Origin of the sequence: Streptomyces sp. NPDC048192 (genome assembly GCF_043202415.1) — a bacterium.
Taxonomy (GTDB): Bacteria; Actinomycetota; Actinomycetes; order Streptomycetales; family Streptomycetaceae; genus Streptomyces.
Map to the genome: position 1 here is coordinate 149,693 of NZ_JBIDAL010000003.1, position 25,515 is coordinate 175,207.

Annotated in this window: 23 protein-coding genes; 14 read left to right on the forward strand and 9 right to left on the reverse strand. The window is 71.9% G+C overall.

The genetic code is table 11. The annotated features are described in order from the left end of the window. Nucleotides 1–44: 44 nt before the first annotated feature. The 4 genes from ACGFZN_RS06330 to ACGFZN_RS06345 are packed head-to-tail and all read left to right on the forward strand — an operon-like array spanning nt 45 to nt 3,644. Nucleotides 45–839 (forward strand): aminoglycoside N(3)-acetyltransferase, encoded by a 795-nt coding sequence (locus ACGFZN_RS06330; RefSeq protein ID WP_393857332.1) that lies wholly within the window; start codon nt 45–47, stop codon nt 837–839. Nucleotides 840–891: 52 nt separating this feature from the next. Further along, a complete protein-coding gene (locus ACGFZN_RS06335; protein WP_393857333.1) occupies nt 892–1,815 on the forward strand; it encodes an ABC transporter ATP-binding protein in 924 nt (307 codons plus the stop codon). Then, a complete protein-coding gene (locus tag ACGFZN_RS06340; RefSeq protein WP_393857334.1) occupies nt 1,812–2,585 on the forward strand; it encodes an ABC transporter permease in 774 nt (257 codons plus the stop codon). The genes ACGFZN_RS06335 and ACGFZN_RS06340 overlap by 4 nt, the downstream gene beginning before the upstream one ends. Nucleotides 2,586–2,633: 48 nt before the next feature. Beyond that, the gene (locus tag ACGFZN_RS06345) at nt 2,634–3,644 is read left to right on the forward strand and encodes a heme A synthase (RefSeq protein ID WP_393857678.1); all 1,011 of its coding nucleotides are present in this window, start codon (nt 2,634–2,636) and stop codon (nt 3,642–3,644) included. A gap of 1 nt (nt 3,645) precedes the next feature. Here ACGFZN_RS06345 and ACGFZN_RS06350 read toward each other — a convergent pair whose 3' ends face one another. The 4 genes from ACGFZN_RS06350 to ACGFZN_RS06365 all read right to left on the reverse strand — a co-directional run bounded on the left by ACGFZN_RS06350 (nt 3,646) and on the right by ACGFZN_RS06365 (nt 7,033). Then, a complete protein-coding gene (locus ACGFZN_RS06350; protein WP_393857335.1) occupies nt 3,646–4,386 on the reverse strand; it encodes a nucleotidyltransferase domain-containing protein in 741 nt (246 codons plus the stop codon). A gap of 18 nt (nt 4,387–4,404) precedes the next feature. Further along, entirely contained in the window at nt 4,405–5,511 is a 1,107-nt protein-coding gene (locus ACGFZN_RS06355) for an amidohydrolase family protein (RefSeq protein WP_393857336.1), read from the reverse strand. A 175-nt stretch (nt 5,512–5,686) separates the two neighbouring features. Then, entirely contained in the window at nt 5,687–6,007 is a 321-nt protein-coding gene (locus tag ACGFZN_RS06360; protein WP_393857337.1) for a hypothetical protein, read from the reverse strand. Between the two features lie 69 nt (nt 6,008–6,076). After that, a complete protein-coding gene (locus ACGFZN_RS06365; protein WP_393857338.1) occupies nt 6,077–7,033 on the reverse strand; it encodes a heme o synthase in 957 nt (318 codons plus the stop codon). 439 nt (nt 7,034–7,472) lie between these two features. Between ACGFZN_RS06365 and tkt the strand changes: the two genes are divergently transcribed. From tkt to ACGFZN_RS06400, 7 genes are all read left to right on the forward strand, one after another. Further along, a complete protein-coding gene (gene tkt / locus ACGFZN_RS06370) occupies nt 7,473–9,560 on the forward strand; it encodes a transketolase (RefSeq protein WP_393857339.1) in 2,088 nt (695 codons plus the stop codon). A 33-nt stretch (nt 9,561–9,593) separates the two neighbouring features. Next, nucleotides 9,594–10,712, forward strand: a complete 1,119-nt coding sequence (gene tal / locus ACGFZN_RS06375) for a transaldolase (RefSeq protein ID WP_393857340.1) — start codon at nt 9,594–9,596, stop codon at nt 10,710–10,712. A 1-nt stretch (nt 10,713) separates the two neighbouring features. Then, nucleotides 10,714–12,252 carry a glucose-6-phosphate dehydrogenase gene (zwf, locus tag ACGFZN_RS06380; protein ID WP_393857341.1) on the forward strand — a complete coding sequence of 513 codons (1,539 nt, stop codon included), beginning with the start codon at nt 10,714–10,716 and terminating at the stop codon, nt 12,250–12,252. Then, nucleotides 12,249–13,310 (forward strand): glucose-6-phosphate dehydrogenase assembly protein OpcA, encoded by a 1,062-nt coding sequence (gene opcA, locus ACGFZN_RS06385; protein WP_393857342.1) that lies wholly within the window; start codon nt 12,249–12,251, stop codon nt 13,308–13,310. Before zwf ends, opcA begins: the two co-directional genes overlap by 4 nt. Next, the gene (pgl, locus tag ACGFZN_RS06390) at nt 13,307–14,089 is read left to right on the forward strand and encodes a 6-phosphogluconolactonase (RefSeq protein WP_393857343.1); all 783 of its coding nucleotides are present in this window, start codon (nt 13,307–13,309) and stop codon (nt 14,087–14,089) included. The genes opcA and pgl overlap by 4 nt, the downstream gene beginning before the upstream one ends. Before the next feature lie 118 nt (nt 14,090–14,207). Continuing rightward, entirely contained in the window at nt 14,208–14,702 is a 495-nt protein-coding gene (locus ACGFZN_RS06395) for a lamin tail domain-containing protein (protein WP_393857344.1), read from the forward strand. A gap of 26 nt (nt 14,703–14,728) precedes the next feature. Beyond that, nucleotides 14,729–15,172: a hypothetical protein gene (locus ACGFZN_RS06400; protein ID WP_393857345.1), complete on the forward strand. Its 444-nt coding sequence runs from the start codon at nt 14,729–14,731 to the stop codon at nt 15,170–15,172. A 15-nt stretch (nt 15,173–15,187) separates the two neighbouring features. Here the strand turns inward: ACGFZN_RS06400 and ACGFZN_RS06405 are convergent, their stop codons facing one another. The 5 genes from ACGFZN_RS06405 to ACGFZN_RS06425 form a co-directional block, all read right to left on the reverse strand. Next, entirely contained in the window at nt 15,188–16,027 is an 840-nt protein-coding gene (locus ACGFZN_RS06405; RefSeq protein WP_393857346.1) for a carbohydrate ABC transporter permease, read from the reverse strand. A gap of 10 nt (nt 16,028–16,037) precedes the next feature. Next, the gene (locus ACGFZN_RS06410) at nt 16,038–17,393 is read right to left on the reverse strand and encodes an ABC transporter permease subunit (RefSeq protein ID WP_393857347.1); all 1,356 of its coding nucleotides are present in this window, start codon (nt 17,391–17,393) and stop codon (nt 16,038–16,040) included. Between the two features lie 2 nt (nt 17,394–17,395). Further along, the gene (locus ACGFZN_RS06415) at nt 17,396–18,721 is read right to left on the reverse strand and encodes an ABC transporter substrate-binding protein (protein ID WP_393857348.1); all 1,326 of its coding nucleotides are present in this window, start codon (nt 18,719–18,721) and stop codon (nt 17,396–17,398) included. A 29-nt stretch (nt 18,722–18,750) separates the two neighbouring features. Next, complete coding sequence (locus ACGFZN_RS06420) at nt 18,751–20,358, reverse strand: glycoside hydrolase family 13 protein (protein WP_393857349.1); 1,608 nt, start codon at nt 20,356–20,358, stop codon at nt 18,751–18,753. A 196-nt stretch (nt 20,359–20,554) separates the two neighbouring features. Then, nucleotides 20,555–21,826, reverse strand: a complete 1,272-nt coding sequence (locus ACGFZN_RS06425) for an ABC transporter substrate-binding protein (RefSeq protein ID WP_393857350.1) — start codon at nt 21,824–21,826, stop codon at nt 20,555–20,557. Between the two features lie 130 nt (nt 21,827–21,956). On the opposite strand from ACGFZN_RS06425, the gene ACGFZN_RS06430 reads away from it, so the two are divergent. The 3 genes from ACGFZN_RS06430 to ACGFZN_RS06440 are packed head-to-tail and all read left to right on the forward strand — an operon-like array spanning nt 21,957 to nt 25,515. After that, nucleotides 21,957–22,463 (forward strand): PadR family transcriptional regulator, encoded by a 507-nt coding sequence (locus ACGFZN_RS06430; RefSeq protein WP_393857351.1) that lies wholly within the window; start codon nt 21,957–21,959, stop codon nt 22,461–22,463. Further along, a complete protein-coding gene (locus ACGFZN_RS06435) occupies nt 22,460–23,212 on the forward strand; it encodes an ABC transporter ATP-binding protein (protein ID WP_393857352.1) in 753 nt (250 codons plus the stop codon). The genes ACGFZN_RS06430 and ACGFZN_RS06435 overlap by 4 nt, the downstream gene beginning before the upstream one ends. A 20-nt stretch (nt 23,213–23,232) precedes the next feature. After that, on the forward strand, nt 23,233–25,515 hold the full coding sequence (locus tag ACGFZN_RS06440) for an FtsX-like permease family protein (protein ID WP_393857679.1): 2,283 nt from the start codon (nt 23,233–23,235) through the stop codon (nt 25,513–25,515).

The window sequence follows — 25,515 nt, forward strand, 5'->3', positions numbered from 1 at the left end:
TAATCGGGTGGCATCGCGGCACCCGGCGCGGAAGACTCCCCGCCATGCCGACACCCGCTGCGACCGGCCCTCTTGTCACCCGCGACACCCTCGCCGCGCAGCTGCGCCTGCTGGGTGTCGAGCCCGGCGAGATCCTGCTGGTGCACTCCTCGCTCCGCTCACTCGGCTGGGTGAACGGAGGCGCCGTCGCCGTCGTCCGGGGACTCCTCGACGCCCTCGGCCCCACGGGCACCCTCGTCGTCCCCACCCAGTCGGCCGACCTGTCCGACCCGGCGCTGTGGAGCAGGCCGCCCGTGCCGCCGCAGTGGTGGGACCGGATCCGGGCCACCATGCCGCCGTACGACCCGCTGATCACGCCCTCGCGCGGGGTCGGCGTGATCCCGGAGACCGTGCGGACCTGGCCGGGCGCCCTGCGCAGCGCGCATCCGCACACGTCCTTCGCGGCGCTCGGCCCGCACGCGCGGGAGATCACCGACGGGCACGCCCCCGACTGCCGGCTCGGTGAGCGAAGCCCGCTGGCCCGGCTGGAGAAGCTCGGCGCCCGGGTGCTGCTGCTCGGCGCGGGGTACGACGCCTGCACCAGCTTCCACCTGGCCGAGTACCGGATCCCCGCGCCGCTGGTCCCGGTGGGCCGGCCCGCGCCGGGCGGCGGCTGGGAGACGGTGACGGAGGTGTCGATCAGCTCGGACCGCTTCGACGAGCTGGGCCACGACTTCGAGCGGGACCGGCCGGTCGTACGCGGAAAGGCGGGCGCGGCGGACGTACGGCTGTTCCCGGTCGCGGACGCCGTGGCCTACGCCGAGCGGTGGCTGCCGCTGCACCGGCCCCGGGAGGAGTGAGTTCTGAGACCCGCTCGCCTGACCGGCAGGCGGTCTCCCTAGACTCGGGCCCATGCGAAGTGAGCCCGTGGTCCAGGTCCAGGCCCTGGTGAAGCGGTACGGCACGAAGACCGCGGTGGACGGCCTCGACCTGGTGGCCGAGGCGGGCGTGACCGCCGTCCTCGGTCCCAACGGGGCCGGGAAGACGACCACGGTCGAGACCTGCGAGGGGTACCGGAAGCCGGATTCCGGCACGGTGCGCGTCCTGGGCCTCGACCCGGTGCGGCAGTCCGCCGAGCTGCGCCCCCGGATCGGGGTGATGCTCCAGTCCGGCGGCGTGTACTCCGGCGCCCGGGCCGACGAGATGCTGCGGCACGTGGCGAAGCTGCACGCGCATCCGCTGGACGTGGACGCGCTGATCGAGCGGCTGGGGCTGGGCAGCTGCGGCCGGACCTCCTACCGGCGGCTGTCCGGCGGACAGCAGCAGCGGCTCGCGCTCGCCATGGCCGTCGTCGGGCGCCCCGAACTGGTCTTCCTCGACGAGCCCACGGCCGGCCTGGACCCGCAGGCCCGCCGGGCCACCTGGGACCTGGTGAAGGACCTGCGCGCCGACGGCGTCTCCGTGATCCTCACCACCCACTACATGGAAGAGGCCGAGCAGCTCGCCGACGACGTGGCGATCATCGACGGCGGCCGGGTCATCGCCCAGGGCTCCCCGGAGGAGCTGTGCAAGGGCGGCGCCGAGAACACCCTGCGCTTCACCGGCCGCCCCGGCCTCGACGTGGGCTCCCTCCTCAAGGCCCTCCCGGCCTCCTGCACCGCAGCGGAGCTGACCCCGGGCAGCTACCGCGTCGTGGGCAAGGTGGACCCGCAGCTGCTGGCCACCGTGACCTCCTGGTGCGCCCAGCACGGAGTGATGCCGGACCGCATCTCGGTGGAACGGCACACGCTGGAGGACGTCTTCCTGGAGCTGACGGGCAAGGAGTTGCGCTCATGACCACCGCCACGGGTACCTACTCCCCGAAGCCGGGTGCGGCGCCCCTGCCCCGCATGATCGCGGCGCAGGCGGCGCTGGAGACCAAGATGCTGCTGCGCAACGGCGAGCAGCTGCTGCTGACCGTGGTCATCCCGACCCTGCTGCTGGTGCTCTTCAGCTCGGTGGACATCGTGGACACCGGCAAGGGCAAGGCGGTGGACTTCCTCGCCCCCGGCATCCTGGCGCTCGCCGTGATGTCGACGGCGTTCACCGGGCAGGCCATCGCCACCGGCTTCGAGCGCCGCTACGGCGTGCTCAAGCGGCTCGCCGCCTCACCGCTGCCCCGCTGGGGCCTGATGACCGCCAAGACGGCGTCCGTGCTGGTCACGGAGGTTCTGCAGGTGGTCCTGCTCACGGTGATCGCCTTCGCGCTGGGCTGGACCCCGCACGGCAACCCCGCCGCCGTGCTGCTCCTGCTGATCCTCGGCACGGCCGCCTTCTCCGGCCTCGGCCTGCTGATGGCGGGCACGCTGAAGGCGGAGGCGACCCTGGCCGCCGCCAACCTGGTCTTCCTGCTGCTGCTCGTCGGCGGCGGGGTGATCGTGCCGCTGGAGAAGTTCGGCTCCGCGGGTCAGCACGTCCTCGGGCTGCTGCCCATCTCCGCGCTGTCGGACGGCCTGCGGGACGTCCTCCAGCACGGCGCCGGGATGCCGTGGGGCGACCTGGGGATCCTCGCCGTGTGGGCGGTCCTCGGGCTGGCCGCGGCCGGGAAGTTCTTCCGCTGGGAGTGAGCCGTCGCGGTGGACCCTCGTGAACGCGTGCACAAGCGGCGGCCTACGATGGTGGGCGTGCCCAAGCTGAACCCCGCGGACGCCGCAGCGGCCGTGCGCAACCCGCTCGCCTTCATCGCCGAACGCTGGACCCCGGCCCCCCGGACGGTCCGGCGGGCGGCCCTCGCCGCACTCGTGATGTCGGTGGTCATCGTCGTCACCGGCGGCGCCGTCCGCCTCACCGGCTCCGGCCTCGGCTGCCCGACCTGGCCGGAGTGCACCGACGGCTCGCTGACCCCGACGACCGCGCTGAGCTATCACAGCGCGATCGAGTTCGGCAACCGCATGCTGACGTACGTGCTGTGCGCCGCCGTCGGCTGGGCGATCGTCGCCGCCCGCGCCGAGAAGCCGCGCCGGCGCAGCCTGACCCGGCTGGGCTGGGCGCAGTTCTGGCTGGTGATGGGCAACGCGGTCCTCGGCGGCATCGTGGTGCTCGTGGGCCTCAACCCGTACACGGTCGCGGCCCACTTCCTGCTGGCGACGGCCCTGATCACCGTCGCCGCGGTGATGTGGCAGCGCACCCGCGAGGGCGACGGCGCGCCCCGGCCGCTGGTCGGCAAGGCCGTGCAGCAGCTGGTGTGGTTCCTGGTGGCCGCGTCCCTGCTGCTGATCGCGGTCGGCACGGTGGTCACCGGCGCGGGGCCGCACGCGGGCGACTCCAGCGACGTCAAGCGGATCCCCATCGACTGGGAGACCGTGGCCAAGCTGCACGCGGTGCTCGCCTGGATCGTGGTGACGCTGACGTTCGCGCTGTGGTTCGTGCTCAAGGCGGTGGACGCGCCGAAGGGCCCGCTCGCCCGCACCCGCGACCTGTTCCTGATCCTGCTGGCCCAGGGCGTGATCGGTTACGTCCAGTACTTCACGCACCTGCCCGAGCTGCTGGTCGGCCTGCACATGCTCGGCTCCTGCCTGGTATGGATCGGCGTCCTGCGCGTCCTGCTGGCCTTGCGCGAACGCCCCGGGGCCGACGTGAACCTCCCCGGGCCCTCCACCGAGGTGACGGTGGGCACGCGCGCGTGACTCACCCGTAGGCGGTGACCAGGGTGTCGATCGCCGGGGCGAGGTAGGCGCGGGTCATCCCGGCGCGGCGGGTGAGCCAGTCGTCCGCCGCAGGGATGGGATCGTCGTCGTAGCGCCGACGGGTGATGTCCGCGACGACCTCGACGGGCGCGCCCAGCGACCAAAGCTCGGCCAGTGCCTGTCGCTTCGAGATCAGCCGTCCGTCCCGCAGGGTCACGGTGGCCCGGGCGAAGGTCAGCAGGCCCGCGTCGACCCAGATGTCCTGCTTCCAGAGGCGGGCCCGGTCGACGTGCGGCCGCCAGAATGCCCGCTGGTCCCGTACGACGAAGGCGCGCAGCTGCCGCTCCGGCACCGGCGGCAGCAGCCCGGCCGGCGGCTCGCCGTGCAGGACCCGGCCGAAGTCGTGCAGCTCGCGCCGGGTGACAGGGGTGACCGAGCGGCGCAGCACGCGTTCATGGGCCCAGGTGAGGTGCGAGCGCTCCGGGTCGTCCAGGGTGGCCGGGGTGAGATAGCTGCAATGGAGTTTCGCGGCGAGCGGCAGGGCGCGCAGCCTCCGGTGCAGGGCCACCACCCGCCGTACGGTCCCCAGGCGCACCGGACCCGGCAGTACGGCGATCAGGTCGAGGTCGCTCCGGCCCTCCTGGTAGTCACCGCCGGCGAGTGAGCCGTGGGCCCATAACGCGCGCGGTCGCAGGGGCAGCAGTTCTTCCAGGAACCGGTCGAGCAGGGATGCGGTCGGCATCCGTTCAGTCTCGCCACCTCATGCGAGTCCGTACACCCGGCGCGCGTTGTCCGCCGCGACCATGCGGGCCACTCGCTGGGCGTCCTCCAGGGACCAGGCGCCGTCGGCGACCCAGGTGCCCAGGACGCGGGCCAGGGCCTCGCGGAAGAGGCGGGCGCCGACGACGTGCAGTTCGGGCAGGCCGTGGGCGCCGGTGGAGAAGAGGATCTTGCCGAAGGGGGCCAGTTCCAGGATCTCGGCGAGGACGGTGGCCGCGCGTGCGCCGGTGCGCACGAGCGCGGCGCCGGAGTCGGTGTAGACGTGCGGGAAGACGCCGGCCAGGTGGGCGGCGTTGCGGTGGTACGGGTAGCCGTGCAGCAGGATGAGGTCGGTGCCGAGACCGGCCGTGGCCCGCACGAAGTCCGTGAGCAGCACGGGGTCGGTGCGGTCGATGCGGGAGCCCGGCTCACCGAGCCCGGCGTGCAGTTGCAGGGGCAGGCCCGAGGCGACCGCGATCCACAGCAGGTGCCGCAGCAGCACCGGGTCGGTGAGCGGCCCGCCGACCCGGCGTCCGGCCAGCCAGCGCCCCGCAGCGCCCCGCACCTCCCCCGGCCCCGGCGGCTCGGGCGCCAGCGCGAGCCCGTGCCGGACCCCGGCGACGGAGGTGAAGGCGACGGCGCTCGCGGCGGCGCCGTGCACCGACTCGGCGAGGTTGGCCAGGAAGGACTCGACGGTGCCGGAGGTGTCGGCGACCTGCTCGGCGAGCTGCTCCAGCCGGACGATCTCGCGCGCCTCGGCCTCCCCGGTGGACGCCATCTCGCCGGGGCCGGTGAGGTCGCCGGGCAGGCCGGTGTCGACCAGGTAGGTGGTGATGCCGCTGCCGCGCAGCAGTCTGCGGCCCGCCTCCAGCACGCCCAGTTCCCGGCGCCGGGCCAGATAGCGGGCGGGCGGGCAGTGCGGTTCCAGGCCGAGCAGGGGCGGGCACCAGCGCCGTACGGCGAAGCCGGTCTGGGTGTCGAAGAGGGTGGTGCCGGGGGCGGGCGGCCCCTCGGTGCGGGCGAGCTGGGCCTCGAAGGTGCCGAGGCCCAGCTCGGTTCTCAGTACGCCGTGGCAGTACTGGTCGACGAGGGACGGCGTCTCGATCATTCCCGGCCTCCCCGCGCGCGCTGGCTTTGACCGGCCTAACGGGTGAACGGGGTCCGAGGTCGCGGAAGAGCTCGGGACTGGGGATTATTTGGCGGCTTCGGACCGTATGCGGCTGGTCGCGCGCACGGGGCGGAACCGCCTGTCGACACAGCCCCGCGCCCCTTCGGGGCGCTGATCAACTCCCGAGCTGGATGCCCGCCATGCGCTTCCACTCGTACGCGCCCGTCGTCACCTTCGCCGCGAACTCGCCGTCGAAGGACTCGTGGACGGTGATGCCGGACTTCTCGACGGCCTTCTCGGCGATCTCGGTGCTGGGCGCCACGAGGTCGCCCCAGCCGCCGTCCTCGCCGACGAGGACGATGCGGGCGCCGCGCTCGCCGATGTAGGCCACCTGGCCCTCGGCGCCGCCGTGGGCCCTGGCGAAGGCGCTGATCTCCCGGGCGAGCCTGGCCACCTTGCGCTCGGCCCTCGCGTCAACCTGCTGCGTGTCTGCCATGGCCAGGATGCTACTCGTGGGTAGATCGACTGGCGAGGGCAGGGCTCTGTGACGTACGCCCGGTGCGCCTCAGTGCAGGAACGGGTCCACCGCGATCGCCACGAACAGCAGCGACACATAGGTGATGGACCAGTGGAACAGCCGCATCTCCTTCAGCTTCGCGCCGGTGACCTCCGCCTTGGCCCGGTTCTGCAGCGCGTGCGCCTCCCACAGCCACCAGCCGCCGGCGGCCAGCGCGACCGCCGTGTAGAACCAGCCGGTGTAGCCGAGCGGTGTCAGCAGCAGGGAGACGGCGACCATGACCCAGCTGTAGACGACGATCTGCCGGGCGACGACCTTGTTGGAGGCGATGACCGGCAGCATCGGCACGCCCACGCGCGCGTAGTCGTCCTTCACCTTCATGGACAGCGGCCAGTAGTGCGGCGGAGTCCAGAAGAAGATGACCAGGAAGAGGATGACCGGGGCCCAGGACAGGGAGTCGGTCACGGCCGACCAGCCGATGAGCACGGGCATGCAGCCCGCGATGCCGCCCCACACGATGTTCTGCGCGGTGCGCCGCTTGAGGATCATCGTGTAGACGACGACGTAGAAGAGCAGCGCTCCGAGCGAGAGCCACGCGCTCAGCCAGTTGACGGTGAACCCGAACAGCAGTGTGGAGACGACCGCCAGGGTGATGCCGAAGGCGAGGCACTCCGGCGGGCTGACCATGCCGGTCACCAGCGGCCGCTGCGAGGTGCGATCCATCAGGGCGTCGATGTCCCGGTCGATGTACATGTTCAGCGCGTTGGCGCCGCCCGCCGAGAGGTAGCCGCCGACACAGGTCAGCAGGACCAGCTTCAGGTCCGGCACGCCCTGCTGGGCCAGGAACATCACCGGAACGGTGGTGATGAGCAGCAGCTCGATGATCCGCGGCTTGGTCAGAGCCACGAACGCCTTGACACGGGCCCCGAACGGCCGGTGAACCGGGCCCTGGCTCGCACCACCCAGCACGCCCGCTGGACGTGATTCGACGGCCGTCACGCACACCCCTGACAGAGACTCCCAGCGAGCCTCCCCCTGGGAAGTGCCGGCAAAGGCTCGCGCGTACCACGCCACTTTAGACGTTGCCCATACCCCGGCCTTCGCGGGGGTGGGGTCGTGTTGGCGCACCCCCCGGCACGCTCCCCGCCACACCCCTGGCGCACCCCCCTGGCGCACCCCCCTGGCGCACCCCCCATAAGAGGGGACACGGCACTCGATTGAGCGCTCAGATGACCACCTCCGTATTCATGTGCCAAACGCCCTTGTCGGCCAGTCGGGAGGCGGATGGCGCGGAGTCCCGGCAGTCTGTAAACACTCGAAAAAATGCACGTCCTCACGGGGGTAGGCTCGTCAGCGGCCGGCGGGCGACAAGCACGCCGGCAGCCGGGTGGGCGCATGCCCCGACGACCGGCGACCGACATGTGGAGAGGAGCCCTGACCCAGGGTGAGCACCAAGCCGACCACCACAGACCTTGAGTGGACCGAGCTGGACCAGCGGGCCGTGGACACCGCCCGTGTCCTGGCCGCCGACGCCGTACAGAAGGTCGGCAACGGCCATCCCGGTACGGCGATGAGCCTGGCCCCGGCCGCGTACACCCTCTTCCAGAAGGTGATGCGGCACGACCCCGCCGACCCGCAGTGGGTCGGACGGGACCGCTTCGTGCTGTCCGCCGGCCACTCGTCCCTGACCCTCTACACGCAGCTCTACCTGGCCGGCTTCGGCCTGGAGCTCGAGGACCTGGAGTCCTTCCGCACCTGGGGTTCGAAGACCCCGGGCCACCCGGAGTACGGACACACCAAGGGCGTCGAGACCACCACCGGTCCGCTCGGCCAGGGTGTCGCCAACGCGGTGGGCATGGCGATGGCGGCCCGCTACGAGCGCGGCCTGTTCGACCCCGAGGCGCCGCAGGGCGAGTCGCCGTTCGACCACTTCGTCTACTGCATCGCCGGCGACGGCTGCCTCCAGGAGGGCATCTCGGCGGAGGCCTCCTCGCTGGCCGGGCACCAGAAGCTCGGCAACCTGATCCTGCTGTGGGACGACAACCACATCTCGATCGAGGGCGACACCGAGACGGCCGTCTCCGAGGACACCGTCAAGCGGTACGAGGCCTACGGCTGGCACGTGCAGCGCGTCGAGCCGAAGGCGGACGGCGGCCTGGACCCGCAGGCGATCCACGCCGCGATCCAGGAGGCGAAGAAGGTCACCGACAGGCCGTCCTTCATCGCGATGCGCTCGATCATCGCCTGGCCCGCCCCGAACGCCCAGAACACCGAGGCCGCGCACGGCTCGGCGCTGGGCGAGGACGAGGTCGCGGCCACCAAGCGCGTCCTCGGCTTCGACCCCGGCCGGCACTTCCAGGTCGAGGACGAGGTGATCGCCCACACCCGCAAGGCCCTGGAGCGCGGCGCCCAGGCGCGCGCCGAGTGGGAGAAGGCCCTCCAGGTGTGGCGGGACGACAACCCCGAGCGCGCCGCCGAGTTCGACCGCATCAGCCGGGGCGAGCTGCCCGCGGGCTGGGAGGAGAAGATCCCGGTCTTCGAGCCGGGCAAGGGCGTCGCGACGCGTGCCGCCTCCGGCAAGGTGCTGCAGGCGCTCGGCGCGGTGATCCCCGAGCTGTGGGGCGGCTCCGCCGACCTCGCCGGGTCGAACAACACGACCATCGACAAGGAGAGCTCGTTCCTGCCCGCGGGCAACCCGCTGCCCGAGGCCAACCCGTACGGCCGCACGATCCACTTCGGCATCCGCGAGCACTCCATGGGCGCCGAGCTGAACGGCATCACGCTGCACGGCAACACCCGGGTCTACGGCGGCACGTTCCTCGTCTTCTCCGACTACATGCGCAACGCGGTGCGCCTGTCGGCCCTGATGCACCTGCCGGTGACGTACGTGTGGACGCACGACTCCATCGGTCTCGGCGAGGACGGCCCCACCCACCAGCCGGTCGAGCACCTGGCCTCGCTGCGCGCCATCCCGGGCCTGAACATCGTGCGCCCGGCGGACGCCAACGAGACCGCGATCGCCTGGCGCGAGATCCTGCGCCGCTGGACCAAGGAGTTCGGCAAGGGCCAGCCGCACGGCCTGGCGCTCACCCGCCAGGGCGTGCCGGTGTACGAGTCCAACGAGGACGCCGCGCGTGGCGGTTACGTCCTGTTCGAGGCCGAGGGCGGTGAGCCCCAGGTCATCCTGATCGCCACCGGTTCCGAGGTGCACATCGCGGTCGAGGCGCGGGAGCAGCTCCAGGCCGAGGGCGTTCCGACGCGCGTGGTGTCGATGCCGTGCGTCGAATGGTTCGAGCAGCAGGACCAGGGGTACCGGGACTTGGTGCTCCCGCCGTCCGTCAGGGCCCGCGTGGCCGTGGAGGCGGGTATCGGGCTGACCTGGTACCGGTACGTCGGGGACGCCGGCCGCATCGTTTCCCTGGAGCACTTCGGTGCTTCCGCCGACGGCAAGGTGCTCTTCCGCGAGTTCGGCTTCACTGCCGAGAACGTGGCCGCCAAGGCCCGGGAATCCATCGCCGCCGCCCAGCGCTGACGCTCATATACGACACGTAGGAGATGTAATTCCATGACAGACGCACTCAAGCGCCTCTCCGAGGAAGGCGTGGCGATCTGGCTGGACGACCTGTCGCGCAAGCGGATCACGTCCGGCAACCTCGCCGAGCTGATCGACCAGCAGCACGTCGTGGGCGTCACCACCAACCCGACGATCTTCCAGAAGGCGATCTCGCAGGGCGACGGCTACGACCAGCAGCTCTCGGACCTCGCGGCCCGCAAGGTCACCGTCGAAGAGGCCATCCGCATGATCACCACGGCGGACGTCCGCGACGCCGCCGACATCCTGCGCCCCGTCTTCGACGCCACCGGCGGCAAGGACGGCCGGGTCTCCATCGAGGTGGACCCGCGCCTGGCGCACAACACCAAGGCCACCGTCGCCGAGGCCAAGCAGCTCGCCTGGCTGGTGGACCGGCCCAACACCCTGATCAAGATCCCGGCCACCGAGGCGGGCCTGCCGGCGATCGCCGAGACCATCGGCCTCGGCATCAGCGTCAACGTCACCCTGATCTTCTCCCTGGAGCGGTACCGGGCCGTCATGGACGCCTACCTCTCCGGCCTGGAGAAGGCCAAGGAGCGCGGCCTGGACCTGTCGCTGATCCACTCCGTGGCGTCCTTCTTCGTGTCCCGCGTGGACACCGAGATCGACAAGCGCCTGGACGGCATCGGCACCGACGAGGCCAAGGCGCTGCGCGGCAAGGCCGCCGTCGCCAACGCGCGCCTCGCCTACCAGGCGTACGAGGAGGTCTTCTCCTCGGACCGCTGGAGCGCGCTGGAGAACGCGGGCGCCAACAAGCAGCGTCCGCTGTGGGCGTCGACCGGCGTGAAGGACCCGGCGTACCCGGACACCCTGTACGTCACCGAGCTGGTCGCGCCGAACACGGTCAACACCATGCCGGAGGCCACGCTGGAGGCCACCGAGGACCACGGCGAGATCGGCGGCGGCACGATCGCCGGCACCTACGAGCAGGCGCGTGCCGACCTGGACGCGCTGGAGAAGCTCGGCATCTCGTACGACGACGTGGTGCAGGTGCTGGAGGACGAGGGCGTCGAGAAGTTCGAGGCGTCCTGGAACGACCTGCTGAAGTCCACCCAGGCGGAGCTCGAGCGCCTCGCTCCTTCGGAGGGCTGAGTTGTCACCCCATTCCGGTTCGGGAGCGAACCCGCTCCGTGACCCGGCCGACCGACGGCTCCCGCGCATCGCGGGGCCGTCGGGCCTGGTCATCTTCGGGGTCACCGGCGATCTGTCCCGCAAGAAGCTGATGCCCGCGGTGTACGACCTCGCCAACCGGGGTCTGCTGCCGCCGGGTTTCTCGCTGGTGGGCTTCGCCCGCCGGGACTGGGAGCACGAGGACTTCGCCGCGGTCGTGCACGACGCGGTGAAGGAGCACTCGCGCACTCCGTTCCGTGAGGAGGTCTGGCAGCAGCTCCTGCAGGGGATGCGCTTCGTCCAGGGCACCTTCGACGACGACGAGGCCTTCGAGCGGCTGCGCGGCACCATCGAGGAGCTGGACAAGGCACAGGGCACGGGCGGCAACTTCGCCTTCTATCTGTCGGTGCCGCCGAGCTCGTTCCCCGTGGTCATCCAGCAGCTGAAGAAGCACGGCCTGGCCGACCAGTCGGGCGGTTCCTGGCGGCGCGCGGTCATCGAGAAGCCGTTCGGCCACGACCTGAAGTCGGCCGAGGAGCTGAACAAGGTCGTGCACGAGGTGTTCGAGCCGGAGCAGGTGTTCCGGATCGACCACTACCTCGGCAAGGAGACCGTCCAGAACATCCTGGCGCTGCGCTTCGCCAACACGATGTTCGAGCCGGTCTGGAACCGGTCCTTCGTGGACCACGTGCAGATCACCATGGCCGAGGACATCGGCATCGGCGGCCGGGCAGGCTACTACGACGGCATCGGCGCCGCCCGCGACGTCATCCAGAACCACCTGCTGCAGCTGATGGCGCTCACCGCCATGGAGGAGCCGGCCTCCTTCGGCGCGGACGCGCTGGCCGCGGAGAAGGAGAAGGTCCTCGGCGCGGTGCGGCTGCCCCAGGACCTGGGCCGCAGCACCGTGCGCGGCCAGTACGCGGGCGGCTGGCAGGGCGGCGAGAAGGTCATCGGCTACCTCGAGGAAGAGGGCATCGACCCGCAGTCGAAGACCGACACCTACGCCGCGATCAAGCTGGAGATCGACAACCGCCGCTGGGCGGGCGTCCCGTTCTACCTGCGCACCGGCAAGCGGCTGGGCCGCCGGGTCACCGAGATCGCGGTGGTCTTCCAGCGGGCCCCGCACTCCCCCTTCGACACCACGGCGACCGAGGAGCTGGGCCAGAACGCGGTCGTCATCCGCGTCCAGCCCGACGAGGGCGTCACGGTCCGCTTCGGCTCCAAGGTGCCGGGGACCTCGATGGAGATCCGGGACGTGTCCATGGACTTCGCCTACGGCGAGTCGTTCACGGAGTCCAGCCCGGAGGCGTACGAGCGGCTCATCCTGGACGTGCTGCTGGGCGACGCCAACCTCTTCCCGCGCACGGAGGAGGTCGAGCTGTCCTGGAAGATCCTCGACCCGATCGAGGAGTACTGGGACAAGCACGGCAGGCCCGCGCAGTACAAGTCGGGCACCTGGGGGCCGGCCGAGGCGGACGAGATGCTCGCACGAGACGGACGGAGCTGGCGCCGGCCATGAAGATCGATCTGACCGACACCACCGCCGGCGACATCAACAAGGCGCTCGTGCGGGGCCGCCGGGCCATCGGCACGCCCGCCGTCGGCATGGTGCTGACCCTCGTCATCGTCACCGACGAGGAGAACGCCTACGACGCCCTGAAGGCCGCCAACGACGCCTCGCGCGAGCACCCCTCGCGCACGCTGGTGGTCATCAAGCGGGTCTCCCGCAGCCCGCGCGACCGCACGTCCTCGCGGCTGGACGCCGAGGTGCGGGTGGGCGCGGACGCGGGCACCGGCGAGACGGTGGTGCTGCGGCTGTACGGCGAGGTGTCCGACCACGCCGACTCGGTGGTGCTGCCGCTGCTGCTGCCGGACGCGCCGGTGGTGGTGTGGTGGCCGGTGAACGCCCCGCTCGATCCGGCGAAGGACCCGCTGGGCGCGCTCGCCCAGCGCCGGGTCACCGACACCTACGCCGCCGAGCAGCCGGTGCGGGAGCTGTCCGCCCGCGCCGCGGCCTACACGCCCGGCGACACCGATCTGTCCTGGACGCGGATCACCCCGTGGCGCTCCATGCTCGCGGCCGCGCTCGACCAGGTGGCGTGCGAGGTGAAGGCCGTCGAGGTGGAGGGCGAGGAGTTCAACCCGAGCTGCGAGCTGCTGGCGATGTGGCTCGCGGACCGGCTGGACGTCCCGGTGAAGCGGTCGCTGTCGGCCGGTCCGGGGCTCACCGCGGTCCGCATGGACACCACCTGCGGCCCGATCGTCCTGGACCGCGCGGACGGCACGCTGGCCACGCTGTCCGTCCAGGGCCAGCCGAACCGCGCGGTCGCGCTGAAGCGGCGGGACACCGCCGAGCTGATCGCGGAGGAGTTGCGCCGGCTCGACCCGGACGACACCTACGCGTCGGCGCTGCGCTACGGCGTGGAGCGGCTGAACACCGTTCCGGAACAGCACACTCCGGCGAGTGAGCCGGTGGCCGAGCCGGAGCCCGTGGAGGAGGCGGCCAAGGCCCCGGCGAAGAAGGCGGCAGCCAAGACCGCGAAGAAGGCACCGGCGAGGAAGGCGACGGCGAAGTGAGCACTCCGCAGCTGGTCGTCCACCGCGACAAGGAGCTGATGGCGCAGGCCGCCGCGGCCCGCCTGATCACGAAGATCGTGGACGCGCAGGCCTCCCGGGGCACCGCGTCCGTGGTCCTCACCGGCGGCCGCAACGGCAACGGCCTGCTGGCCGCGCTGGCGGCGGCACCGGCCCGGGACGCCATCGACTGGGCGCGCCTGGACCTGTGGTGGGGCGACGAGCGCTATCTGCCCGAGGGCGACCCCGAGCGCAATGTCACGCAGGCCCGCGAGGCCCTGCTCGACTCCGTGCCCCTGGACCCGGAGCGCGTGCACGCCATGCCCGCCTCCGACGGTCCGTACGGCACGGACGTGGAGGCGGCGGCGGAGGCGTACGCGGCGGAGCTGGCGAAGGCGGCCGGCCCGGAGAACCACGGTGCGGTGCCCACCTTCGACGTGCTGATGCTGGGCGTCGGCCCGGACACCCATGTGGCCTCGCTGTTCCCGGAGTTGCCGGCCGTACGGGAGACGGAGCGGACGGTGGTCGGCGTGCACGGCGCGCCGAAGCCGCCGCCGACCCGGATCTCCCTCACCCTGCCGGCGATCCGCTCGGCCCGTGAGGTCTGGCTCCTCGCGGCCGGTGAGGACAAGGCGGAGGCGGCGGCCATCGCCCTGTCGGGTGCGGGCGAGATCCAGGCCCCGGCGGCCGGGGCGTACGGCCGCTCGCGCACGCTGTGGCTGCTGGACGCGGCGGCGGCCTCGCAGCTGCCGCGGTCGCTGTATCCGCCGGCGTCGCCGTGATCCACTGAGGTCCCCCCTCGCAGGCGCTTCACACAATCTCCACCGGAACTCCATGTACCGGTCAACTTTTGTGTAAGCTCCATGCGCTGCATCCGCACCACTGAGGGGGGACCTCATCATGCGCATACGCTTCGCGCTCGCCACCGCCGTCACGGCCGGAACGCTCGCCGTCGTCGTGGCGGCCCCGGCCCAGGCCACCGAGTACTCCTCCGCCCTGAAGATCAAGGGCGTCCAGTACGACGCGCCCGGGCGGGACTCCAACAGCTGCTCGACGGGCAACACCCGCGACGAGTACCTGACGATCAAGAACTACTCGAGCGGCACGACCGTCAACCTCAAGGGGTACGTCGTCAAGGACGCCGCCGGCAACCGGTTCACCTTCCCGTCCAACCACTACCTCGAGCCCGGTGACTACGTGAAGCTGCGCGGCGGCCACGGCACCGACTCGGACGCGAAGAACGTCGTCTACCGCCAGAACTGCAACTTCCTCTGGAACAACGACAAGGACACCATCTACCTCTACAAGCCCTCCGGCGCGCACGCGGACACCCACGCCTACACCAAGTCCCGCGACGACCGGGACGGCAACGGCTACATCACCTTCCACGGCTGATCCCGCGCGGCCCGGGGAGGGTGAGAGTGAACCCGTACAAGGGCCCGCACCGGCGGGTGCGCCTGTGGGCGGCCGGTATCGCGCTGCTGGCCGCCGGCGCGGCCGGCTGCGGCCAGTCCGGCGGCTCGGCCAAGGCGTCGGCGCCGACGCCCCGGCCCACCGTGACCGTCACGGCGACGGCCACCGTGACCGCCGAGCCGGAGCCCGGACCGACGGTCACCCGGACGAAGACCGTCCGGACGCCCGGACCGACGGTCACCGTCACCAGGGCCGCCTCCGGCACCGTGCGCAGTGGCGGCACCGGCGGCAGCGGCAGCGGCACCTGCTCGATCGTCTCCAACGCGGGCAACTGCTACCAGGCGGGCCAGTTCTGCCGCGGCAGCGACCACGGGGCGACGACCACGACCGCGGGCGGCACCCCGATCAGGTGCTCATACAGCGGCAGCGCCTGGCGCTGGACGTACGCGTGATCCGGGCGGGCCCGGTCACTTGACCGAGCCCGCCATCACGCCCTGCACGAAGTGCCGCTGGAAGGCGAAGAACACCACCACCGGCACGATCAGGGACAGGAAGGCGCCCGGCGCCAGCACGTCGATGTTGCTGCCGAACTGCCGGATCTGGGACTGGAGTTCCACCGTCAGCGGCTGCGAGGAGCTGTCCGCGAACAGCAGCGCCACCAGCATGTCGTTCCACACCCACAGGAACTGGAAGATGGCGAGCGAGGCGATCGCGGGCCGGCCCACCGGCAGCACGAGCCGGGTGAAGATGCGCCACTCGCTGCCGCCGTCCATCCGGGCCGCCTCCAGCATCTCCTTCGGCATCTCCGCGAAGTAGTTCCGCAGCAGGAACACCGCGAAGGGCAGGCCGTAGGCGACGTGGAAGAGGACGACCCCGGGGATCGTGCCGAACAGGCCCAGCGCGCCGAAGAGTTTGGCCACCGGCAGCAGACCGATCTGCACCGGCACCACCAGCAGGGCCACCACCAGCAGGAAGAGGGGTTCCCGCAGCGGGAAGTCCAGCCAGGCGAAGGCGTATCCGGCGAGCGCGGCGATGATCACGACCAGGGCGGTGGCCGGCACCGAGATCAGCACGGTGTTCCAGAAGGCCTGCACCATGCCGGAGTTCTTCAGCAGCGCCGAGTAGTTGTCGAAGGACAGCTGGCCGGGGCTGGCGAACGCCGTCCACCAGCCGCCCTTCGCCGTGTCCTGGGCCGAGCGCAGGGAGGACAGGAAGAGTCCGGCCAGCGGGGTCAGCCAGACCAGGCCGATCACCACCAGGAAGGCCTGCACCAGGCCGTTGCCCAGGCCCCGCCTGATCGCGTTCATCGCTGACTCCTCATCGCTGACTCCTTCGGAAACGCCGGACGTTGAAGACCATCGCGGGGATCACCAGCAGCAGCAGGAGCACGCCGAGGGCGCTGCCCAGGCCCTGGTTGTTGCCGCCGCCGAAGGACACCAGCCACATCTGGGTGGCGAGCACCGTGGCGTCCTCCTGCACCGGTCCGGGCGCGATGATGTAGACGAGGTCGAAGACCTTCATCACGTTGATCACGAGCGTGACGAAGACGACCGTCAGGACGGGCGCCAGCAGGGGGACGGTGATCCTGCGGAAGATCTGCCACTCGTTGGCGCCGTCCATCCGGGCCGCCTCCAGCGCGTCCCGGGGCAGCGTCGACAGGCCGGCGCCGATCAGGACCATCGCGAAGCCGGTCCAGATCCACAGGTAGGCGCCGATGATCGCCGGGGTGACGAGCGTCGGCCCGAGCCAGGAGACGCCCTGGTAGGGCTGGGCGAAGTTGGACGCCGGGAGTTTCACCGAGTAGGAGCCGGCGCGCAGCCCGGAGAAGCGGAAGGAGCCGTCGGCCGCGGTGGTCGCGCTCGCGACGGTCCGCCCGCCGCGCACCGCCTGCACCTTCATGCCGGGAAGGCCGCTCTCCTTCGGGTCGACCTTGCCCTGTCTGCCTCCGCCGCCGGGAGTGAAGTCCAGGTAGACGACACCGCGCAGCTCGCCGGGCGCGGCCGGGTGCGAGGCGGCCGGCGCGGCGGGCTCGGCGCCCCGGGGCAGGTCCTTGGGCAGCACCCCGACCATCGGCAGCGTCACCGTGTGCCCGGCGTCGGCGGTCGTACGGTAGGAGCCGTCCCGGTCCTGGGTCAGCAGGCCGGTGCGGCCGCGCGCCGTCGGGTAGGCCGAGGTGCCCTTGAAGGCGTCGTGGACGGAGACCACGGCCGCGTTGAGCACGCCCTTGTTCGGGTCCTCGTCGTAGGCGAGCCGGAAGATGATGCCGGCGGCCAGGAAGGACACCGCCATCGGCATGAAGAGCAGCAGCTTGAAGGCGGTGGCCCAGCGGACCTTCTCCACCAGGACGGCCAGGATCAGGCCCAGGCCGGTCAGCAGGGCCGGGGCCACGACCACCCAGATGGTGGTGTTGCGGATGGCCTTCAGGGTCGCCGGGTCACGGAACATCTCGGCGTAGTTGCCGCCGCCCACGAACCGGGTGCCGGAGGCGTCGAAGAAGCTGCGGCCGACGGAGAACAGCACCGGGTAGACGACGAGCGCGCCGAGCAGGAGCAGCGCGGGGAAGACGAAGAGCAGGGCGATCAGCCGGGCCCGCCGCCGGCCGCGGCGCCCGCGCGCCACGCCGGCGGCGGCCGGCTCGGCCGCCCGCTGTTTCAGCACAGTGGTGGCGGCCATGGTCAGTCCTGGTAGGCCTTCGCCGCGGCCGACTCCAGCTTCGCCGCCGTGCCCTTGGGGTCGGACGGGTCGCGCAGGAAGTCCTGGAGCAGCTTCCACTCGCCCGCGCCCTTGGTGCCGCCGAAGGCCGCCGGGGCCTGGTCGGACATGTCGAAGCGGACCGAGTCGCCCGCCGCGATGAGGGACTTGGCGGTGGCGCGGGTGACGTCGTCGCCGTAGGAGGACAGGTCGAGCTTCCTGTTCGGGGAGAGGAAGCCGCCCGCCTTGGCCCAGACGGCCGCGGCCTCCGGGGTGGCCAGGTACTCCAGGAGCTTCATGCCGGCCTTGCTGTTCTTGCCGTCCTTGAGGACGACGGCGGCGTCACCGCCGCTGACGACCGGTGCCGCGCCGCCGCCGACCGCCGGGAACGGGAAGAAGTTCGCGTCCTTGCCGATGGTCTTGCCGTACTGGTCGTGCGCGACGCCGGCCACGAAGTCGCCCTCGTAGACCATGCCGGCCTCGGGCTTGGGCCCGAACACCTTCTCCACCGAGCCGGGGAAGTCGGTGTTCAGGGCCTCCTTCTGGCCGCCCGCGACGAGCTGCTTGTCCTTGAACAGCTTGCCGAGGGTCTCCAGCGCCTTGACCACCGAGGCGTCCGTCCACTTCAGCTTGTGCGCGGCGAGGGCGTCGTACTTCTCGGGTCCGGCCTGGGAGAGGTAGATGTTCTCGAACCAGTCGGTGAGGGTCCAGCCGTCCTCGCCGCCGACGGCGAAGGCGGCGAGCCCGGAGTCGGAGACGGTGTGCCCGTCCTTGAGCATCTCGTCGTACGTCTTCGGCGGCTTGACCCCGGCCTGGGCGAGCGCGTCGGGGCTGTACCAGACGGTGGACTTGTGGGCTGCCTTGAAGTACAGGCCGTAGACGGTGCCGTCGACGCTGCCGTACTTCTTCCACACGGGCGCGTAGTCGGCGGTGATCGTCTGCTGGGCGGTGGCGGACAGGGGCTTGAGCCAGCCCTTCTTCGCGAACTGCTGCAGGACGCCGACCTGCGGGACCATCACGACGTCGGGCGCGTTGCCGCCCTCGATCTTGCTGCCGACGACCGTGGAGACGTTGTCGCCGGTGGAGATGAACTGGGTCTTGGCGCCGGTCTTCGCGGTGAACGCGTCCAGCACCTTCTGGAAGTTCTTCTGCTCGCTGCCGGTCCAGACGCCGGCCACGGTGACGGTCTGGCCGCTGAGCGCCTTGTCGCCGCCGCCGGCGGAGACCGGTCCGCCGCCGCAGGCGGTGGCGCCGAGGGCGAGGACGAGGGCTGTGCAGCCGGTGAGCAGGGTGGTACGGCGTCGCATCATCGTCGATGTCCTTTTCGAGAGGTGGGTGATCACAGGTCGCTGAGCCACCAGGCGGCCGTGGCGCCGGGCAGGACGCCGGCCGGGCAGGGGCCGCTGGAGAGCAGGGGGGCGCCGGGGACGGGGGCGGGCACGGGCGCCGTACCGAAGTTGACGGCGCAGACCAGGCCGTCGCCGCGGGTGAAGGCGAGAACGCCGGGCTGGGTGTCCAGCCAGCTCAGCGCGCCCTCGCCCAACTGCGGCAGGGTGCGCCTGAGCTGCAGGCCGTCGCGGTACAGGTGCCAGAAGGAGCGGGTGTCGGCGAGGGCGCGGTCGGTGGCGTACTCCGCGAAGTAGTCGGGCTGCGGCAGCCAGGGCTTGACCCCCTCGACTCCGGAGGTGAAGCCGAACGGGGAGGCCTGGCCGGACCAGGGCAGCGGCACCCGGCAGCCGTCGCGGATCCGGGCGCGGCTGCCGGTGCGGCGGAATATCGGGTCGGTGAGGACGTCGTCGGGCAGGTCGACGACCTCGGGCAGGCCCAGTTCCTCGCCCTGGTAGATGTACGCGGCGCCGGGCAGCGCCAGCATCAGCAGGGCGGCGGCGCGGGCGCGGGCGGCGCCGAGGCCGCTGCCCTCGGGGGCGGGTTCGCCGTAGCGGGTGACGGTGCGGACCTGGTCGTGGTTGTTGAGGACCCAGGTGACCGTCGAGCCGGTGCCGGCGATGTCCTGCATGGCCTCGGAGATGACCTTGCGGAAGGCGTCCGCGTCCCAGGGGGCGCCGAGCAGGTCGAAGAAGAAGGCCTGGTGGAGTTCGTCCGAGCGGACGTACAGGGCGTGTTCGCGGGCGGTGGGCACGGAGACCTCGCCGACGAGGAGGCGGTCGCGGCCGTCGCGTGCGGTGTACTCCTCGCACAGGGCGCGCCAGCGGCGCCACACCCCGTGCACCTCGGGCTGGTTCCAGGCGAGCGGGTTGACCGAGTCGCGGGTGCGGGCGTCGGCCTCCGGGTCGTCGGAGTCGGGCAGTTCGGGGTGCTTGAACAGTCCGGCGGCCACGTCGATGCGGAAGCCGTCGACGCCCCGGTCGAGCCAGAAGCGCAGGACGCGGTCGAACTCGTCGGCGACCTCGGGGTTGCGCCAGTTCCAGTCGGGCTGTTCGGGCGTGAACATGTGCAGGTACCACTGGCCGTCGGCGGCCCGGGTCCAGGCGGGGCCGCCGAACATGGCGTGCCAGTTGTTGGGCGGTTCGGCGCCGTCGGGGCCGCGCCCGTCGGCGAAGTGGAAGCGGGCGCGGGCCGGGCTGCCGGGGGCGCCGCGCAGTGCCTCGCGGAACCAGGGGTGCTCGCTGGAGCAGTGGTTCGGGACGATGTCGAGGAGCACCTTGATGCCGAGCCGCCGGGCCGCCGCCATCAGCAGGTCGAACTCGGCGAGGTCGCCGAAGAGCGGGTCGACGTCGCAGTAGTCGGCCACGTCGTAGCCGTGGTCGTGCTGCGGCGAGGGATAGAACGGGCTCAGCCAGATGCCGTCGACGCCGAGTTTCTTCAGGTACGGCAGTCCGGCCCGGACTCCGGCCAGATCGCCGACGCCGTCGCCGGTGCTGTCGAGGAAGCTGCGGACGTAGACCTGGTAGATCACCGCGTCACGCCACCAATGATGCCTGTTCAACCCTTGTGCCTGTCTTTCCGAAGGGCCAGCTGCGAAGGGCAGCGGTTATGCATGCATGTTAGGTAGCCGTGTCGCGAGGGTGTCAATGAAAAGAACGGAAGCTACTGGGGAGTTGAGGGAACAAATCCGGACTCAATGGGGCATCGAGAGCCAAGATGAGATCCGGGCGTTACCTAACAAGTAACTAGCAGCGGGATCAGCGACGGGCGATCGCGTCGAGTTCGCGCGCCAGCCGGTGCACGGCCTGCCCGGGCGTCTCGCGCCCGGTGAGCGCGTCCTGCATCACCGCCTGCACCACCAGGCTGACCTGGTCGTAGCGCGGGCTCTTGGGCCGCGGCCGGGCGGTGAGCACGGCGGTGCGCAGCGTCGGCAGGTAGGGGAAGCGCCGGATCAGGGCCGGGTCCTCGTAGAGCGCGGCGCGCACGGGCGGCAGCGAGCCCCGGGTGAGCACCTGGCGCTGGACGGGCGCGCTGGTGAGGTAGGCGATCAGGCGCGCGGCCGAATCGGGGTGCCGGGTGTGGGAGTTGACGGCGAGGTCGGAGCCGCCGAGCACGCTGGTGCCCGGCCCGTCGGGTCCGGGGATCGGCACGGCGCCGATCTTCCCGGCGACCCTGGAGCCCTTGGCGGAGGCGAGGGCGTAGGCGTAGGGCCAGTTGCGCAGGAAGAGCAGTCTGCCGTCCTGGAAGGCCTGCTTGGACTCCTCCTCCTTGTAGGTCAGCGCCGCCTTCGGTATCCAGCCCTCGCGCACGCCGCGGGCGAGGAAGCCGATGCCCTCGCGCGCGGCGGAGGAGTCGACGGTGACCCGTTTGCCCTCACCGCCGAGGATGGTGCCGCCCGCCGAGTAGACGGCCTCGGCCGCGTTCACGGTGAGGCCTTCGTAGGGCAGGAACTGGCCCGCGTAACCGTCGAGTCCGTACTTGGGCGCGATGGTCTTCGCGTCGTGCTCCAGCTCGGCCCAGGTGCGCGGCGGGGGCACGCCCTCCTTGGCGAGGATGTCCTTGCGGTACAGCAGGAGTCCGGCGTTCGTGACGTACGGGACCGCGTAGAGGCGGCCGTCGTAGGTGGCCGTGTCCACGACCGGCGGCAGGAAGCTCTTCAGCGGGAAGCGGTCGCGCGGCAGGGGGCGGATCCAGCCGGTCGCCGCGAACTCCGAGGTCCAGTTGACGTCGATGTTGAGGACGTCGAAGCGGCCGCGGTCGCCGCCGCGCAGATCGGTGGTCATCTGCGCGTGGGTCTCGTCGGCGGAGTCCGGCAGCTCGACGAGGGTGACCTTCTCGCCGGGGTGGGTGCGGTTCCAGCCCTGGAGCAGCGGGGCGAGATAGCCGGTGAGATCACCGGCGGTGGCCAGGGTGAGCGGGCCGCGGCCGCCGCCGCCCGCGTCGTCGGCGTGGGCGCCGGAGGCGACGTACCCCGCCATGATCACGGCGAGTACGAGGAGACCCCTACCGGCGGCGCGTATCCACCGCATAGGTTCCTCCCTGAACACGTACACACGGCTCCGGGCGTCCTCGCCCGGGAGTCAGGGCCATGTATACCTGTTAGGTATGGGCGATACTAGGGCCTGGAGCACATTGTGAGAGGACAGGAGGACAGCACGCGTGCGCCTGCCCCTCCTGGCACTCCTCGCCCGCGGCCCCGCCCACGGCTACGAGCTGAAGCAGGACCTTGAGCAACTGCTGGGCTCCGCGTACCCTCAGCCCAACGTCGGCCAGATCTACGTCACCCTCGGCCGCCTCGAGAAGTCGGGACTGATCGAGGGCGAGGACGTCGAGCAGTCCAGCCGGCCCAACAAGAAGGTCTACCACCTCACCGACGCCGGGCGCGAGGCGCTGCACGCCTGGTTCGAGGAGACCGAGGACGAGCCGCGGGTACGGGACGAGTTCTTCATGAAGCTCGCCCTCGCCCCGCAGACCGGTCTCGCCGACCAGATAGCCCTCATCAACAAGCAGCGGCGCCAGTACCTCAACACCATGCGCAACCTGTCGAAACTGGCCGCGGCCGAGAACCGGGACAACCGCATCGCCCACCTGCTCATCGAGGGCGCGATGCTGCATCTGCAGGCCGACCTCGACTGGCTGGAGCGGTGCCAGGAGGAACTGGAATGAGCGAGGACACCGTTCCGGTGCTGCGGGCCGAGGGCCTGGTGAAGACCCACCACGGCGAGGGCGCGCCCGCACACGCCGTGCGCGGGGTCGACCTGTCCGTGGCGCGCGGCGAGTTCGTCGCGATCACCGGCCCGTCGGGCGCCGGCAAGTCCACGCTGCTGCATCTGCTCGGCGGGCTGCAGCGGCCGGACGAGGGCAGCATCTGGCTGGACGGGCGCTGCACGGACTCCTTCAGCGAGGCACGCTGGGCGGTGGAGCGCCGCAAGGCCATCGGGATCGTGTTCCAGTTCTTCAACCTGGTGTCGAACCTGTCCGTCGCCGACAACGTCGAGCTGCCCGCCCTGCTCGTCGGCGTCCCGCCGAAGAAGGCGCGCGCCGAACGCGAGGAGCTGCTGGCCGAGCTGGGGCTCGAGGGCAAGGAGCGCAGCATGCCGGGCGAGCTGTCCGGCGGCGAACAGCAGCGGGTCGCGCTCGCCCGCGCCCTGGTCAACCATCCCGCGCTGCTGCTGGCCGACGAGCCCGCCGGCAGCCTGGACAGCAAGGGCACGCGCGAGGTGATGCGGCTGCTGTCCCGCTTCCACGGGCGCGGCCAGACCATCGTCCTCGTCACGCACGACGCCCGGCTCGCGAGCGCCGCCGACCGCGTGATCAGCTTCTTCGACGGCCGCATAGCCGACGACGCCCCGCTGGACGGCGCGCCCGCGCCCCGCAAGCCGGGCATCTCGGGCGTGCTGGAGCTGAGGGACTGACGGTGCCGGATCTCAGGGATGTGCGGGCCGCCCTCAGGTGGGCGCACTCCGACCTGCGCACGCACCGGGGCGAGGCACTGTTCCTCGTGCTGGCCACCGCCGGGATCGTCGCCTCGCTGCTGCTGGCCACCGCCCTGTTCGGATACGCCACCAACCCCTGGCAGCGGGTCTTCACCCAGGCCCGCGGGGCGCACGTGTGGCTGCACACCGTGCCGTCCGCCGACGCCGGCGCCCTGGCCCGGCTGGACGGCGTCCAAGCCGTGGCCGGTCCCTACCGCACCGAGTCCGCCACCGTCGCCGTACGCGGCGCCCGCGCCTCCGTGGAGCTGCGCGGCACCCCGCGGCTGCCCTCGGTCGGGCGGCCGCTGCTCGCCTCCGGGCACTGGCTGGACCCCGCCGAACCGGACGGCGTGGTGCTGGAGAGCAGCCTGGCCCGCGCGCTGCTGGCCGAACCCGGGGACACCCTCACCCTGCCCGGCACGGCCCGCACCCTGACCGTGGAGGGCATCGCCGACAGCGCCGAGCCCCGCTACAGCCCGGGCGAGCAGCCGGGGCTGGTCTGGGCGCTGCCGTCCGCCGTGCGCGCCCTCGGCGGCCAGGTGATCGGCCTGCGGCTCGCCGACCCCGACGACACGGACTACGCGGTGCAGCGGGCGGTCACCGTGCTGGGCGCGGGCGCGGTCGGCGAGGTGTCCACCTGGCAGCAGGCGCGCTCGGCGGCCCAGGGCGACGACCGGCTGCTGGGCCAGGTGCTCGGCCTGTTCGGCCTGGGCGCCCTGATCGCCGCCGGGTTCGCCGTGCACGGCGCGATCGCCACCCGCATCCGGGGGCATCTGCGGGACATCTCGGTGCTGAAGGCGATCGGCTTCACCCCCGGCCAGGTGGTGCGGATCTTCCTGCTCCAGCACCTGGCGTACGCCCTGCTCGGCTCGCTCGCCGCGGCCGCGCTCGCCGAGACCCTGGGCCGCCGGATCCCGGGCCGGCTCGGTGACGCCGTCGGTGTCTGGCAGGGGCTGCCCGGGCACACCGTGGCGCTGTGCGTGGTGCCCGTGGGCGCGGTGCTGTTCATCGGCCTGACCACGGGTCTCGCGGCGTGGCGGGCCGGCCGGGTGCCGCCGGTTCCGGTGCCGCGCCGGGCCGGGCCGGCCGGCGGCCGGCTGACCGGTGTGGCCCGGCGGGCGCTCGGCCTGCGGCTGCCGGCCGCCCTGGTTCTCGGCTGCCACAAGGCGTTCGCGGGGCGCGGCAGGTCGCTGGCCACCGTGGCCCGGTTGACGCTGCCGCTGCTGCTGATCGTGGTGGCGCTCGGCGCCTGGACCACGATCGACCGCTTCCACAGCAGCCCGGACCGCGTGGGCCTGCCCACCTCGCTCACCGTCCGCACGGACGGCGCCCTGACCGCGTCCGGCGTGCGGTCCGTGCTGACCGGCGATCCCCGGGTCGCCGCCGCCTATCCCGGGGTCGAGGTCGCCGCGCTGGTGCCCGGCCAGACCGGCACCATCGCGCTGCGCGGCGTCGGCACCCGCGCGGAGCCCTACCCGTACGCCCTCGCCGCGGGCCGCGCGGCCCGCGGACCGGACGAGGCGGTGGCCGGCCAGGGCCTGCTGGACCTGTTGCACGCGCGGGTCGGTGACTGGGTGCGCATGACGGTGGGCGACCGGCCGCAGATCCTGCACATCGTGGGCCGCAGCATCGAGCCGCAGAACGCCGGCCGGGTGGTGACCACCTCCCTGGACACCCTGCGTGAGAACGACCCGGCGCTGACCCCGGCCTTCTGGGAACTGCGGCTGCGCCCCGGCGCGGACGCCAAGAGCGTGGCCGCCGCGCTCGCCCGGGCCGGCCGGGGGCACCTCGATGTGCACCCCGTGACGAACCCGGCCGACGGGCTGTCCCCGCTGCGCGGCGTCGTCGCCGGACTGATCGCCGTGCTGGCCCTGATCGGGCTGGTCGAGCTGCTCACCGCCATCGGCGGCAGCGTCCGCGAGGGCGAACGGGACGTGCTGGCGCTGAAGGCGATCGGCATGTCGCCCCGGCAGATCACCGCGATCACCGTCACGGCCACGAGCTGTACGGCCCTGGTCGCGGCGATCGCCGCCATGGCGCTGGGGCTGCCGCTGGGCCGCCGGCTGATCGACGCCCAGGGCAGCTCCAGCGGCATCGGGTCCGGTATCGCCCAGTCCCCGTCGCCTCTGCTGCTGCTCGTCCTGGGCGCGGCCGCCGTGCTGGGCGCGGCGGGACTGGCCGCGCTGCCCGCGGCCCGCGCGGCACGGGGCCGCCTCGCGGACACCTTCAGCACGGTGGCCTGA